Origin of the sequence: Pedobacter sp. CAN_A7, from assembly GCF_015752175.1 — a bacterium.
GTDB lineage: Bacteria > Bacteroidota > Bacteroidia > Sphingobacteriales > Sphingobacteriaceae > Pedobacter.
The window spans coordinates 899,986-915,906 of record NZ_JADOUW010000001.1; the positions used below are offsets into that span (position 1 = coordinate 899,986).

The window sequence follows — 15,921 nt, forward strand, 5'->3', positions numbered from 1 at the left end:
ACTGATAGTCAGGAAGTACAACATATTCGTAAAACAAAGTTTGTAAAAACGATATGGATTCGTACTTTTGCGGCGGAGAGTTGGCAGAGTGGTCGATTGCGGCAGTCTTGAAAACTGTTGACTGTTATAGGTCCGCGGGTTCGAATCCCCCACTCTCCGCCAAGGTATCAAAGCCTTTTAAAAAGCCTGGAATCGTAAGATTTCAGGCTTTTTTAATTATAATAAATTTTAATAGCAGCCGAATAATTGGGGAAATGGGCTTATTCGGATTTCAGGATTACTGCTGGTGAGGTCTTCATCGCTTTATAGGCCTGGTAGGAAACTGTGAAAATGATCAATAGCCCTGTCAAGGCACTGGTTATTACAAAAGGTGAAGCAGATAAACTTTGCTTATAAGCAAAATTCTCAAGCCACTTATTAGCGATGATATAAACAGCTGTAACCGCAATAACATTGGAAATAATAATTAGCCAGGTAAAATGTGAGTTTAACAAAAAAACAATTTGAAGATCACCAGCACCCAATATCCTACGAACCGCGATTTCTTTTCGCCTTGAATTGGTCATAAACTTCGCATAAGCGAAAATGCCGAACAACGCAATGAGCATGGTGATGGCGGAAAGAGCGGAAATAATAAACCGCAATCTTTCTTGTCTTTCGAATAACTTATTGTACAAATTGTCCACAAATTCGTATCGTAAATCTTCCCCATCCAACTTATTAATTCCCGCCCATTTTCCTTTTAATTCACGAAGAACAGAAGGGATTTTATTTTGGTCAATTTTCACCATAATGGCCAGCTTAGCCTCTCCACAAGCATTCTTTATGCTGTATAATGTAGGCTCAACAGCTTTTTCAAACCCTTCAGACTTGAAATCACTGATCACCCCAATAATATTATAAGTGGTGTTACAGCCGCGAATGGCTTTTCCAATGGGGTTGGAAATGTTATATTTCTTTACCGCTGCTTCATTTATGATCACATTTGACACCGTATCTAACCCGAATTCGGAGGAGAACAGGCGGCCATCTTTAAGTTTGATATCAAGTGTTTCAAAATAGTCAAAGCCCACATTCACAACGCTAAAATGATTTTCGATACCGTCTACCGAAAATAATTGTGAGGACGCTTTAGGACTTGTTGGAATGTTACTGGCGACCGTAACCGACTTGACCCCATCAATCTTCTGGATCTTGTCCTTTACCGGTTTAAACACCTCTTCTTTATTAAAAATTGCCTGATTTTTTATGTATAGGAGTTGTTCAGCAGAAAAACCCTTATCCTGCGTTTGCATATAATTGAGTTGGCCCTTGACAATAAGCAAGCCGATGATAAACGCCATGGCTATGGAAAACTGAAAAACAAGGAACACTTTCTTTAGCCACTGACCTTCAAAACTCTTTTCAAAATTCCCTTTAAGTACCAACGCTGGTTTAAATGAAGATAATATCCATGCGGGATAAATGCCGGTAAGGATGGTTGTGAGCAATAAAGTTATGGGCAGCAGCCAAAGAATAGTGGGATCACCGCTCCCTAAGGATAAATTTACAGAAAGAACAGTATTGATGGAAGGCAAAATAGATTCCACTATGATGAGTGCGATAACAACAGCTAGGCTACATTGAACGAAAATTTCAAGCATAAACTGTAAGCTCAAACTGTACCGGGTTGCCCCCATTACTTTCTTAACACCAATTTCTTTAGCTCTTTTGGTAGATTGTTCGATGTTTATATTGATAGCATTGAAACAACCGAGCAGCAAAACTAAAAACCCCAGGTATAAAACGCCATCTATTATTTTTTTATGGTTAACGGCTTCTGTTCTGGCCTGCAGGTGTAGATTTTTAAGGGGATCCAAAAAAATTACTTTGGTTTTTTTACCCGCCAGATTGGCTTCTACAACATTCTTCTTCAATAGCTCATGATAAAGAAGGTTAATTTTGTTTTCCAGGTGATCAATATCTGTATCCGGTTTAACTTGAATGAAGGTTGTATAAGACTGGTCCGTAGCGTCCGTTCCAAATGAAATATCATCAGCAAGCGCAAGCCCATCGAATACGATATTGGAATGAGGAGTTGGTGTAAACACCCCGTCAACAAGTGAGGTCATCCCGAATGCTTTATTAACAACCATTACCATTTCTGGCACCACTTCCTTACTTTTAGGAAATAGTGATTTGTAGTCATTTAAACTTAAAAAAAAACTACGTTCGCCCATTGCTTTTGGTTTAAACTGTTCTATGTTAATGCGAAAATTGAAAATTTTATAGGCATCGGCATCTGCAGACAATACGTTTTTAAGGTATAGTCGGGTGTTTTCGTTTAACATTGCAAATTCAAAATTTGTGAACTTAGTTTTCCCTACATATACTATCTCGGGACAGGTTTCTTTAATTTTTTTGGCTAATTCCGCTGATGTGTAGCTAGTTATATTGTTTGGAAGATCTCTACCCACTAAATAGATATTCTCATAATTTGGATTGTTGGCATCAAAATTATTTTCATACCTCGTATATAAAACAATTACGATAAAGGCAGCAATGGCTACTGCTATACCTCCAATGTTGATACATGTTGCGACAGGATATTTTTTAAGGTTTCTTAAAGCAATTTTAAAGTTCAATTTAAACATATCCATCAATAAAGGTTATCGTATTTTTAGGATGCTATGTTTTATAAGAATGCATAACCTTAGCTGAAATTTATACTTTTCACTTTCAAAACGTCAAGTTTTACGATCCTTAATTTTTAAGCTATCCGTCATCAATTATAACCCCTCAACACTGTCGCTACACTATACAAACAAGCAAAAAATCAGACTATTTAAATAAAGACTACTAAATTGATAGATTTAATTGTAATTTTAAATAACAATCCTATATTTGTGTCTTAAACCTTTAAAAACTAGCCCCATTGAAAACACATTCTCCAGTAACCATATTCCTTTCCCGCTATTGTTGTTGCTGATGAAGTCCACTGAAACCATCAGTCAACGCTAAAGCGTAAAACCTTACCTGTATTACTGAACACAACTAAAAACGGACCTTAAAAAACGTCTACAAGGAATTACTTTGCCATTTTTTTTGCGAGTGTATAGCCTTATTAAGAACACCAACTCCAACATATACTATTAATAAACCAACATTATCCATAAACCAACCTTAAACTATAGATCATGAAAAAAAGCCTACTTCTTCTCCTCTCCTTATTCTTCACTGCAAGTTTCACCTTTGCGCAGGGTCCGATCACGGGCATCATTAAACGCAGCAACGGCGCGCCAGTACCTCATGCTACAGTGGTCATCAGAGGTACCAGTGTCACGGTAAGTGCCGATGAAAATGGCAAGTTCACAATTAATACTACGCCGGAAACGCCATTCTACCTTCAAGTCAGTTCAGTGGGCTATAAACCCCAGGATTTTCAAATTTTGAAAGTTAATGGTAGTCCTGTAGAACTGGTTTTAGTGGAAAGTGCTTTGCTCGATGAGATTGTGGTTACCTCACGCCGCCGTTCAGAAGTGCTGCAAGATGTTCCCATCCCTATTTCTGTAGTCGGCGGAACCCAGATTGAACAATCAGGTGCCTTCAATGTAAACCGGGTAAAAGAACTGATCCCCTCGGTTCAGCTTTACACTTCAAACCCACGGAACACCGGAATTAATATTCGTGGCATCGGCTCACCATTTGGATTAACCAACGACGGTCTGGACCCAGGGGTCGGCTTTTATGTAGACGGCGTTTATTACGCACGCCCGGCCGCAGCTACACTTGATTTTATTGACGTTGAACGTATTGAAGTGTTACGAGGTCCACAGGGAACATTATTTGGGAAAAACACCAGTGCTGGTGCCTTCAACATCATTACGCGTAAAGCAAGTTTTATACCTGAAGCCAGCTTTGAAACGAGTTTTGGTAATTACGGTTATATCCAGGCTAAAGCATCGATTACAGGTCCAATCACTAAAAAACTTGCCGGCCGGATATCCTTCTCTGGAACACAGCGAGACGGTCTGATCGATAATGTAAAAACAGGTACAGCTACAAACGACCTCAATAACCTTGGGGTACGTGCACAATTGCTTTTTAAAGCTTCAGAAAATGTGACGATTACCCTGGCGGGTGATGTAACCGATCAAAAACCTGATGGATATGCACAGGTAGTTGCGGGTGTTGCACCTACGCTACGTCCTGCTTATCGTCAGTTTAATGCGATAACTGCAGATCTGGGTTATACCTTACCGAGCCTGAATGCTTTTGATCGTAAGATTGATCACGACACGCCCTGGAGATCGGGCAACCAATTGGGGGGTGCTTCCCTAAATATTGATGCTAAAATTGGACCTGGAACGTTGACTTCAACTTCTGCTTGGCGTTATTGGAACTGGGATCCATCTAACGATAGAGATTTTACCGGTTTACAGGCACTGGCTAAATCTCAAAACCCGGCTAAACATGAAAACTGGTCGCAGGAAATCCGTTATGCAGGCGACTTTACGGACAAATTAAGTGGGGTGATTGGGGTGTTTTATATAGATCAGGAGGTTAAAATTACGGGAACAGAAGAATCTGGATCTGCCCAATGGCGCTTTTCCCAAAGTTCAAACAGTGCACTATGGCGCACACCCGGCCTTTTTGAAGGTTATGGCATTTATACCACTGCCTCCATCAAATCACAAAGTGCAGCAGTATTTGCAAGTTTAGACTGGCAAATAATTGATGGATTGCACTTGCTGCCAGGTATCAGATGGAATTACGACAAAAAAGATGTTAACTATAACCGCATTGCCAGAGGTGGCCTCGAAACGACTGATCCAGCTTTACTTGCGTTAAAAAATGGTGTATATAGCAGTCAGCAATACCTAGCTGATGCTGATGAGAAAAACTTTACATATTCTGCTACTTTGGCCTACAAACCAAACCGAAGAATAAATGCATTTGCAACCTATTCAACGAGTTTCAAACCTGTAGGAGTTAACGTAGCAGGTTTACCAACCGTTAATGGAGCAGCAGCAACTGATCTGGCCGTTATAAAACCAGAAGATACTAAACACTATGAATTAGGATTGAAATCAACACCCATTGATAACCTGACTTTAAACATCACTTTGCATCATTCTGACATAAAAGATTACCAGACCAATGTACAATCACCGGAGTTGGGCGTAAATCGTGGTTACATTGCCAATGCAGAGGAAGTAAATGTAAAAGGGGTTGAAATAGACGCAAATGTACGGTTAAGTCCATCATTCTCGTTTTATGGTGCTGCGGCTTATACTGATGCAACATATGTCCGTTTTACAAATGCCCCCCTACCGCTTGAAGAAACTGGTTTTACGGAAAACGGTGTTCAGCTAGCCTTTAAAGACATCTCAGGTGGCGCACTTCCAGGAGTATCTAAATGGGCCGGATCTTTAGGTACTGAATTTTCCACGCCGACTAAATCTGTAGGAAAAGATGCTAAGTTTTTCATAGCCCTGGATGGTTCATTCCGGTCATCATTTTCCTCCAGCCCTTCGCCATCAGCCTACCTGAATATTGATGGTTATTCTATCTTTAATGCAAGAACAGGTTTTAAAGCACCTTATGGCATTTCGGCTTTTGTATGGGTCCGCAATTTACTGGACGAAAATTATTTTGAACAATTGTTACCCGCAGGCGGCAACGCCGGCCATTATGCAGGGGTACTTGGCGATCAAAGAACTTTCGGTGCTACCTTACGCTATTCATTTTAAGTTTATTTTTTTAATAAGGGTAAGGTAAAGTAAAATACTGCACCTTTCCCTTCATCACTTTCTATCCAGATTTTCCCTTCATGAAGTTGGATAATTTCTGCACTAAGGTATAAACCAATTCCAAAGCCAGATACCGTTTTGAGTTCCTGGTTTTGGATGCGGTAAAACCGGCTAAAAAGCTTGGGTTGGTCGGCTTTAGCAATACCAATACCTTCATCCTCAATGGAAACCTGTACCATTTCCCCGACTTGTTCACAGCGGATGGTCACCATGGTATTTGGTCGGGAGTATTTTATTGCATTACCCAACAGGTTATTTATGACCTGACCAATTTTTTCGCGGTCGGCATAAACGGACAGTGGTTTACAGGTGGAAAACAAGATGGTATGACTTTTATCGGTCAGTGAAACCTCTTCAACAATTTCTGCGATTAGCTTCTCAATGGTAAACTCCTCATATTCAAGGTAAATCTTACCAGCCTCTAATCTCGAAAGATCAAGAAAACTTCTGATCATGTTGTTCATTTTATTCACCTGTCCCTCTACTTTACCAAGAGATTTAACTGTAAAATGATCACCACTATTTTTTGCCTTCAAATTTAAAAGCTGTACATAAACTTTTAATGAGGTTAGCGGAGTTTTTAGTTCATGACTCACCATGGCAATAAAGTCGTTTTTCCTAATCTCATCTTGTTTATGCTCGGTAATTTCCATCAGTATTCCTGATATTCGAATGGGGAGACCTCCTTGATCACGGTAAATTTTTCCTGTAACGCGCATCCACCTGATCTTTTGATCATGACGGTCAACGATAGAAAACTCCACGCTAAATTGCTCGCCCTTGGCCATAGACTCACGAAAGGCATGAAGCACAATAGGACGGTATTCTTCCGTAATCTGCCTGGCAAAACTTTCATAAGTCATTTCTTCGTCGTGGAAATAGCCAAAAAGCTCCTTGAGGCGATCTGACACTACTAATCTTTTACTAGTTGTATGAAAATGCCAGGTACCCAGATTTGCCGATTCAATGGCAATTCGTAACATTTCTTCAGCCCGTTCAGTTTTTAAACGATTCTCCACACGGATGGTAATATCTTCTGCACCAACAATTACCCCATACACATTCCCTTCAGCATCAAGCATGGGGTCGTAGAAATAACTCACATATTTCTTAGAAATTCCATCTGCGGTTTGATAGTAAAAAACATCTTCAGGTTGAACAAAGGATTGTCCGGTTTCAAAAACCTCACGAATATGTTCGGGAAATGGTTGTCCTATAAATTCAGGGAATATTTTCATGAGCGGTATACCCATCACCTCTGTTGCAGTTTTCCCCCATAAATGTAACATCGGCTGGTTGGCAATTTCAACTGTCCATGATTTTCCCTTGACCACCAGCAGGCCATAGTGTGTATTCATCACCACATTTTGAAAATTAGCTACACTTTCTTCTAGTTTCCTTTTCACCTGCACCAATTGCGTTACCTCCGCAGCTACAATCATTACCCCATTGGTAACACCATTCTGGTCTTTTATTGGCTGATGAACAAAGTTAAAATAGGCGTTCTCCAAATTACCATTTCGCATCAGCACCGCTTGTACCTCATTACCTACAAGTGGCTCACCCCAGGTGTAAACATCTTCAAGCAATTTTAAAATATGTTGTCCTTGCAGCTCTGGCAAGGCGGCAGCTAAGGGAAGACCTACTACAGCTTCTGATTTCCCCCATAGCTCAATTAACATGGTATTGGCAGATTCAACGGTCAGGTCTTTACCACGTAAAATGCCCATTCCAAAAGGTGCCTGATCAATAAGATGCATCATACTGACTTCCGTTTTAGATGCACAGTAAAGTAAAAAATCAACTTCACCTGCCGCATTTAAAACTGGATTGATGCTGCCACTCAATTGTAACACTGAGGGATTACGTGGTGATAGCATAAAAAAAGGAGGTATAATGGCTGTTTGTTTGGTGGCTATCACCTGTTCAAAAAACTGAAAGGTGGTGGGGTGAAACAAACTGCTTGGCATATCAGCAAATGATTTGTCCAATAGTTCGTTCCGGGTAAAACCGCTAAGCTTAAGAAACTCGTCGCCTGCAACAAAAATAGAAAACACTGATCTTTCGACCGTAAAAACAATTCCACTAAAAGTTTTCTCTAAAAGGGATTTATATAAATTATCATTTCGAGGATCCATTCAATATTTTATCTTCAACTATATTTATCAACTCTTGAACGTCAAAAGGTTTTTCAAGGAAACCATCAAAACCAATATCATTATGGTTATAGATGAATCTCGGAAAAGCCGACAATAGGATAACAGGAATATCGGAATACTGTTTGCTCGACTTGATTTGTTTACAAATCGTGCCTCCATTTTGACTTCTAAGGTTATAGTCTAATAAAATTATTTGGGGTTGGTGTTTGGATACAAGGTCAAAAATATTATCGACTTGTTCGTAAAAAAATACCTGGGTGTTATCCGATGGAAATATCTCTTTAAATACCTCTCCCATCTCCGGATCATCATCAATCACTAAAATCCGCTTTTTCATGTCTTTAAGGATAATTTGCAATAGCTCACATTTTATCGGTTGGTTAAATGATAAACAAAAAGTTTAAGAAAAGGTTTGAGTGAGTGGTTAGGTGGAGAACAATACTATATAAATAAGGTCGTCATTACAACATTAATATTATATTTGACTTTTAGATCATTCTATTCCTTAAACGTTCAATAAAGGACTAAAAGACTATGGAGATCCTAAAACACATCAGAATAATCACTAAACGAGCAAAAAATGCCTAATAACCAGGAAAATGCATTAAAAAACATCCTATCTGTAGATATAGGTGGTTCTAATATTAAAGCCTGCCTTTTAAGTCCCGACGGAACGGCATTATCCGAGTACACCAAATTACCTACTCCAGTAAAATCTACACCTGAGGCTGTTTTAATTATTATTAAACAACTGGCCGCAACCATGGGCACCTTCGGACAAGTTTCTGTAGGTTTTCCTGGATATGTGAAACAAGGTGTAGTTTATACTGCACCTAACTTAGCCAAAGGAAAATGGCACCGTATTGAGTTTGCACAGATGATAAGCGACTTGCTTGGTAAACCGGTACGTTTAATCAACGATGCCGACTTACAAGGATTGGCATTGGTTGACGGTGAAGGGTTTGAAATTGTGATGACTTTTGGCACAGGGTTCGGAACAGCATTGCTATTTGACGGCGAACTGCTTCCACACCTGGAACTGGCACATATGCCAGTGACTAACACTAAGGATTACGATGATTATGTTGGCGACAAAGCCATGAGAAAATTAGGCGTGAAAGAATGGAACGAACGTGTAGCCCGGGTTATTGAAATTTATAAAACCGTATTCAATTACGATAAACTCTTTTTAGGCGGAGGAAATTCTAAATACATCGACTTCAAATTAGAGGACAACGTGAAGCTTGCCAATAATCGCGAAGGAATCAAAGGAGGGGCTAAATTGTGGAAAGTACAAGAAAAATACCACCTGGTTACAAAACATCCAGCTAAACCTACCTCATAGAATCATATTATAGTTAAAACCAAACGATAAACTCATGAAAAAATACACTTTAGGAATGATAGGTCTGGGTACAATGGGCCGTAACCTTTTACTTAACATGGCCGATCACGGTTATGCAGTTACTGGATACGATAAGGACCCAAAAATGCTTCAGATTTTAGAAGAAGTTGGAAAAGAACATGATTTAAAGGGATTTGCATCCCTTGAAGATTTTGTCCAAAGTCTGGAATTACCCCGAAGAATTGTATTATTGGTTCCTGCAGGCGCTATTGTAGACAGTGTAATCGCAGAGCTTTCTCCAATATTGGATAAAGGCGATATGATTATTGATAGCGGAAACTCACACTATACGGATACCACCCGCAGGGCATTAGCCTTAAAAGATCAGGACCTACATTTCTTTGGAATGGGGATTTCTGGTGGTGAGGAAGGAGCCCGTTTCGGTCCGAGCATGATGCCCGGTGGCGACAAAAAGGCTTATAGTGCCATGAAAGAAGTACTGGAATCTATTTCAGCTAAAGTAAACGGCGATCCTTGTGTTACCTATATTGGTCCGGGTGCCTCAGGTCACTTTGTCAAAATGGTACACAATGGTATAGAATATGCCATGATGCAACTGCTTGCCGAAGCCTACGACATCATGAAAAATGGTATGGGTTATCAAAATGAGCAGATTCAGGCAGCTTTTGCCAAATGGAACCAGGGTCGTTTGAAATCTTTCCTTATGGAAGTTACTGCAGAAGTATTTGCTTTTGTGGATGAAAAAACCGGCAACCTGATGATCGATATGATTAAGGATGAAGCCAAGTCTAAAGGTACCGGCAAATGGACTTCGCAGGTATCAATGGACTTAAGTTTACCTATACCAACCATTAATGAAGCCGTAAGTTCACGTGATGTATCTAAATTCAAAAAATTAAGGGTAGAATTAGCCGCAGCTTTTCCTCACCAAACTTCCATTCCTGAAAATACAGCAGAACTGGAAGTGCAATTAGAAGAAGCATTATACTTTGCGATGATCAGCTGTTATGCACAGGGATTACACTTGTTATGGCAAGCTTCTGCAACGTACGAATATGAGTTGAACTTGCAGGAAATTGCGCAAATATGGCGTGGTGGCTGTATCATCAGAGCAGAATTACTAGAGGATATTTACCAGGCTTATAGCAAAGAACCAGCTTTGGAACACTTGTTTGCTGATAAAAACATACAGGATAAAATTAAAAGCACATTGCCTTCCTTACGTAAGATCATTACCCTATCCATTGAAAACGGGCTTCCAATAACGGCATTTGCTTCTACCCTAACCTATTTTGATTCTTTAAGAACTGAAAAATTACCGTCTAACCTGATCCAGGCACAGCGTGACTTTTTTGGTGCACATACTTTTGAACGTACAGATGCAGACGGTATTTTCCATGCCCTCTGGAACCCTATTACTTTGTAATACTAAAACATGAAAACAGCGATCAATCTTAAACCAACCATTTTCGTAATTTTTGGTGGTACTGGAGATCTAAATATGCGCAAACTTGCGCCTGCTTTATATAATCTCTATGCCGATGGCTACATGCCAAAAAAATACGCCATTATCGGAACCTCTAGAAAAACCTTTAGCGATGAGAAGTTTAGAGACGTCATTATGGATGGCGTTAATAGCTTTTCAAGAACCGGTAAGGTAAAAAAAGACAAGTGGTCGACTTTTGCTGAAAACGTGTATTATACCCCGGTTGACGTTTCTGCACCTAAAACTTTTGAAGGTTTGAAAGAACGTATCGAAGTTTTTCAAAATGAATTCGGTCCGGAAACACAGGTGGTATATTACCTTGCGGTAGCACCCAACTTATTTCCGATGATTGCAACTTGTATTTCCGACTACAAACTTGCCGGAACCGAAGATACTTGCAGAATTGTGATTGAAAAACCATTTGGAAGGGACCTGGAAACGGCCAAGGAACTGAACCAACTATTAACCAGCATCTTTACTGAAAAACAGATTTATAGAATTGACCACTACCTGGGTAAGGAAACCGTGCAGAACATTATGGCTTTCCGTTTTGCCAACTCCTTCCTGGAACCATTATGGAACCGTACCTACATTGATCACGTTCAAATTTCTGTAACCGAACAATTGGGCGTAGGTGATCGTGGTGGCTATTACGAAGGTGCTGGCGCCTTGCGTGATATGATACAAAACCACTTGTTGCAATTACTTTGTTTAATTGGCATGGAAACCCCCATCAACTTTGATGCGGACGAAATTCGCAATAAAAAAGTGGATGTATTAAAAGCCATGCGTGCTTTTAGTCCAGAAGATATCCGTTTTAGTACAGTCAGGGGACAATATACAAAAGGTTGGGTGGAAGGTAAGGAAGTACCTGGTTACCGCCACGAAACGGGCGTTGATGCAGATTCCAATACAGAAACCTTTGCGGCCATTAAGTTTCATGTAGATAACTGGCGCTGGAAGGGTGTCCCATTTTATGTGCGTACCGGAAAACGGTTGTTTCAGACATCTTCTTTAATTGCCATTCAGTTTAAAGACGTACCACACCAAATTTTCCCGGCAGGGGTAACAGAGCACTGGCAACAAAACCGCTTGATCATCAGCATTCAGCCAGAAATGAGCATCCGTTTGCAGGTGCAGGGAAAAAGACCTGGTTTAGACATGGTATTGAACCCGGTAGATATGGTATTTGACTATAAAGGTACTTATGACTCAGAAAGTCCGGAAGCTTACGAAACCTTATTGCTTGATGTAATGACGGGCGACCAAACACAGTTTATGCGTGCGGATCAAGTAGAAAGCGCTTGGGAATTATTAATGCCGGTAATCAGTGCCTGGGAAAGTAAAAAGTCGTTGAGTTTTCCTAATTACACGGCCGATTCATGGGGACCAGAAGATGCGGAAGCCCTTATTGCACGCGATGGTTTCCATTGGTTCAAATTGCCATTAAATAAAGATTAATTGAAATGAATTTATTGATATACAATACCAAAGGTGAGTTACTTCATGACCTTGCCCGGTACATTATTAAAATTGCAGAAAAAAGCATTCAGGAACAGGATTGTTTCAATTTTGTTTTAACTGGTGGTAATTCACCAAAAGAACTTTATCAGCTTCTGGCTACCGACTATAAAGAGGCGATCGACTGGAAAAAAGTTTACTTTTTCTTTGGCGATGAACGAAATGTTCCTTTTAACCATGATAGCTATAACGGCCTGATGGCAAAAGAAAGCATTTTAGATCCTTTACAGATACCCGCAGATCATATTTTTTATGTACCAACTAACCTTGCGCCTGAAAAAGCTGCTATCGAATACCAGAAGTCTATTGTTAAACATTTTGAAGGTGGAGACCTGAACTTCGATCTTATTTTACTGGGCATGGGTGATGACGCTCACACGGCCTCTCTATTTCCACAAACAGCTATTCTAAAGATGAAGGAAGCCACTGTTGATGCCGTTTACGTAGATAAACTGTCTACTTACCGCGTTAGCTTTACCGCCCCCTTAATTAACAAAGCTAAAAATATTGCTTTCCTGGTTTTTGGCGAAAGTAAAGCGAAGGCTGTAAAACAAGTGGTAGAACAAGTTAAAAAAGACACTACCCTTTACCCGGCTCAAATGATTAAACCAGTTGATGGTTATGTTACCTGGTTTGTAGATAAAGAAGCCGCAGCCTTGCTGGACAATTAAAAGCATGACCAAACAAAATCTGTACACACGGTGTTGTGTGTACAGATTTTCGAAGGTATGCATCAAAAAAACGACGTCATCATTGCCGGTGGCGGCCTTGCAGGTTTAACTGCAGCTATTCACCTTTGCCGTGCCGGTTTAAAGGTTACCTTAATCGAAAAACACGCCTACCCCCAACATAAAGTTTGCGGAGAATATATCTCCAACGAAGTACTTCCCTACCTGCGGGAACTTGACGCAGACCCCGCTATACTACAACCTTCACAGCTCAATAGATTCGAATTTTCTAGTCGCCAAGGAACCCTGATTTCTGCCGCCTTACCATTAGGTGGATTTGGACTAAGCCGATATTCTTTTGATCAGTTTCTCCTGCAGAAAGCCGTTGCACAGGGCTGTAATTTGGTGCAGGATACAGTTGTTTCCATTGACAACCAGCAGGAACAAATGGAAGTAAAAACAGCAAGCAGCGGCACTTACACTGCTGCTTACGTGATGGGTGCCTATGGAAAAAGGTCTGGCGTGGACCAGCAGCTGGATCGCCAGTTTATAAAACACAAATCACCATGGCTTGCCGTTAAAGCACATTATTCCGGAGATTTCGATCCTCAGCTGGTGGCCTTGCATCATTTTAAAGGAGGCTATTGTGGCGTGTCGACCGTGGAAGACGGCCTGATAAACATTTGTTATTTAACCAACTACCTATCTTTTAAACCCTACCGCAGCATTGCCGATTTTCAAGAACAGGTGCTCTATAAGAACCCACACCTGAAAAACATCTTTAATCAATGTAAAATGCAGTTTGAAACACCGCTGAGCATTGGTCAGATCTCGTTTGAAAAAAAAGAAGCTGTTAAAAACCATGTGCTACTGGTTGGGGATGCCGCAGGACTCATTCACCCCCTTTGTGGCAATGGCATGAGCATGGCCATCCTGGGGGCTAAATTTGCGTCTTCGTTAATCATCCAGCAAATAGAAAGCAAGTCGCCAGACCGCTATGTATTGGAAAAAGGTTACACCCTCGAATGGAATAACCATTTTAAGCAACGACTGTCCATGGGTAAACACCTTTCTGCAGTTTTGCAAAATGAATTCTTATCTTCATTTCTTACGGCCTCGTTGGCCAGGTTTCCATTTATTTTACCTCATTTGATTAAAAGAACCCATGGCCATTGACACCACCTATCGATCACAGGCACCAGAGATCATGGATGATTTTGATCTGGAAGGCGAAACCCTTAAGGATGCCCTTGATAAAATTGCCCATATCAATAAACTACTCGGTGGCAATACCATCACCTTGAACGGCGTAAAAACCTTATTGAAGGGCTGCCCGGAAACTACAGGCGCTCTCCGTATACTCGATGTGGGTTGTGGAAACGGCGACATGTTGCGTACCATAGCAGATGATGCCCGCCAAAGTGGATTCTCCTGCGAACTCATCGGTATGGATGCCAATGCCTACACCATCAAATATGCACAGCAGCGCTCGGCAAACTACCCGGAAATCAACTATCGCTGTGCAGATATATTTGAAGCCCTTGATGAAAATCATACCTACGACATTATCTTGTGCACACTCACCTTGCATCATTTTAAAGATGAAGATATATTGACGCTGCTACAAGGTTTCCGCAAACACAGTCGCCTTGGATTTGTTATCAATGACCTGCACCGATCTGCAATCGCATATTATTTGTTTAAAGCCTTGTGTTTTGTTTTCAGGTTAAATGACATGTCGCGCGAGGATGGACTCATTTCCATCCTTCGCGGGTTTAAAAAGAATGATTTAATGGCCTATTCAAAACATCTGCAGTTTAATAATTACACTATAAAATGGAAATGGGCATTCAGGTATCAATGGATAGTTAAAACTTATGGTTAAAATAAAAGCAGTTCACACAACCTTACCTGAACACAAAAGAACAACAACAGAAATCCTCCCTTTTTTAGATGGCTGGCTACACGGACAGGACGACCGGTTTATTAGAAAGGTGAAAAAGATTTTCGAAAACTCGGCCGTAGAGGAAAGGTATTCTTTTATGTCGCCTGAAGAAGTCTTTTCCCTCACTTCCTTTGAAGCGCGTAACAACATTTATATCGAACAAAGCATGAAGTTGAGTACTGAATGTTTGACTGCCGCTTTAACCAAAGCCAACTGGGCCGCGCAGGACCTGGACTTCCTGATTACGGTAAGCTGTACGGGTATTATGATTCCCTCACTTGATGCCTACCTGATCAACAACTTGCAGCTACGCCAGGATGTGGTACGCCTGCCAGTTACTGAAATGGGCTGTGCTGCCGGAGTGGCCGGCATGATCTATGCACGCAATTTCCTGAAAGCTAACCCTGGCAAACGCGCCGCTTTAATTGCGGTGGAATCCCCTACAGCAACATTCCAATTAGAAGATTACTCGATGACGAATGTAGTCAGCGCTGCCATTTTTGGCGATGGTGTGGCCTGTGTGTTACTTTCTTCTTGCGAAGAAGACAATGGCCCGGAGATTCTTGACGACAGCATGTATCATTTCACCGATTCTACGAACCTGATGGGTTTTAAATTAACGGACAGTGGTTTGAAAATGGTGTTGGATATCGATGTACCTGAGGTCATTGAAGCCAATTTCCCGGCCATTCTTTACCCTTTTCTGGAAAAAAATGGACTGGGCATTGCCGATATCGATCACCTTATCTTCCATCCCGGTGGTAAAAAAATTATACAGGTCGTGGAATCTTTATTTAGCGAGCTGGGTAAAAATATAAATGATACAAAAGAAGTGTTACGTTTGTATGGAAACATGTCTAGTGCTACCGTACTTTATGTATTGGAGCGCATGATGGATAACCAACCTTCCCCGGGCGAAAAAGGTTTAATGTTAAGCTTTGGACCCGGATTTACAGCGCAACGCATTTTATTACAATGGTAAAT

General features: G+C 40.7%; 11 protein-coding genes and 1 tRNA gene. 9 read left to right on the top strand and 3 right to left on the bottom strand.

Annotated features, from left to right (window positions below; all coding sequences use genetic code 11):
* Positions 1-74 precede the first annotated feature (74 nt).
* Positions 75-162, top strand: a tRNA-Ser gene (locus IWX76_RS04050).
* Positions 163-260: 98 nt separating this feature from the next.
* Here the strand turns inward: IWX76_RS04050 and IWX76_RS04055 are convergent.
* The gene (locus IWX76_RS04055) at positions 261-2,633 is read right to left on the bottom strand and encodes an ABC transporter permease (RefSeq protein ID WP_196858583.1); all 2,373 of its coding nucleotides are present in this window, start codon (positions 2,631-2,633) and stop codon (positions 261-263) included.
* Positions 2,634-3,176: 543 nt separating this feature from the next.
* Between IWX76_RS04055 and IWX76_RS04060 the strand changes: the two genes are divergently transcribed.
* Complete coding sequence (locus IWX76_RS04060) at positions 3,177-5,732, top strand: TonB-dependent receptor (RefSeq protein ID WP_196858584.1); 2,556 nt, start codon at positions 3,177-3,179, stop codon at positions 5,730-5,732.
* Positions 5,733-5,734: 2 nt separating this feature from the next.
* On the opposite strand, the gene IWX76_RS04065 is transcribed toward IWX76_RS04060, so the two are convergent.
* Both IWX76_RS04065 and IWX76_RS04070 read right to left on the bottom strand, forming a co-directional pair.
* Positions 5,735-7,930 carry an ATP-binding protein gene (locus IWX76_RS04065; protein ID WP_196858585.1) on the bottom strand — a complete coding sequence of 732 codons (2,196 nt, stop codon included), beginning with the start codon at positions 7,928-7,930 and terminating at the stop codon, positions 5,735-5,737.
* Positions 7,914-8,309 (bottom strand): response regulator, encoded by a 396-nt coding sequence (locus IWX76_RS04070; protein ID WP_196858586.1) that lies wholly within the window; start codon positions 8,307-8,309, stop codon positions 7,914-7,916. The genes IWX76_RS04065 and IWX76_RS04070 overlap by 17 nt, the downstream gene beginning before the upstream one ends.
* 222 nt (positions 8,310-8,531) lie before the next feature.
* Here IWX76_RS04070 and IWX76_RS04075 point away from each other — a divergent pair, with 222 nt between their 5' ends.
* The 7 genes from IWX76_RS04075 to IWX76_RS04105 are packed head-to-tail and all read left to right on the top strand — an operon-like array spanning position 8,532 to position 15,919.
* Positions 8,532-9,296: an ROK family protein gene (locus IWX76_RS04075; RefSeq protein ID WP_196858587.1), complete on the top strand. Its 765-nt coding sequence runs from the start codon at positions 8,532-8,534 to the stop codon at positions 9,294-9,296.
* Between the two features lie 34 nt (positions 9,297-9,330).
* Entirely contained in the window at positions 9,331-10,743 is a 1,413-nt protein-coding gene (gene gndA, locus IWX76_RS04080; RefSeq protein WP_196858588.1) for an NADP-dependent phosphogluconate dehydrogenase, read from the top strand.
* Between the two features lie 9 nt (positions 10,744-10,752).
* A complete protein-coding gene (gene zwf / locus IWX76_RS04085; protein ID WP_196858589.1) occupies positions 10,753-12,264 on the top strand; it encodes a glucose-6-phosphate dehydrogenase in 1,512 nt (503 codons plus the stop codon).
* Between the two features lie 5 nt (positions 12,265-12,269).
* On the top strand, positions 12,270-12,995 hold the full coding sequence (pgl, locus tag IWX76_RS04090) for a 6-phosphogluconolactonase (protein ID WP_196858590.1): 726 nt from the start codon (positions 12,270-12,272) through the stop codon (positions 12,993-12,995).
* A gap of 57 nt (positions 12,996-13,052) precedes the next feature.
* On the top strand, positions 13,053-14,168 hold the full coding sequence (locus IWX76_RS04095; protein ID WP_196858591.1) for an NAD(P)/FAD-dependent oxidoreductase: 1,116 nt from the start codon (positions 13,053-13,055) through the stop codon (positions 14,166-14,168).
* Positions 14,158-14,877 (top strand): methyltransferase domain-containing protein, encoded by a 720-nt coding sequence (locus IWX76_RS04100; protein WP_196858592.1) that lies wholly within the window; start codon positions 14,158-14,160, stop codon positions 14,875-14,877. The genes IWX76_RS04095 and IWX76_RS04100 overlap by 11 nt, the downstream gene beginning before the upstream one ends.
* Entirely contained in the window at positions 14,870-15,919 is a 1,050-nt protein-coding gene (locus IWX76_RS04105; RefSeq protein ID WP_196858593.1) for a type III polyketide synthase, read from the top strand. The genes IWX76_RS04100 and IWX76_RS04105 overlap by 8 nt, the downstream gene beginning before the upstream one ends.
* Positions 15,920-15,921: the final 2 nt, after the last annotated feature.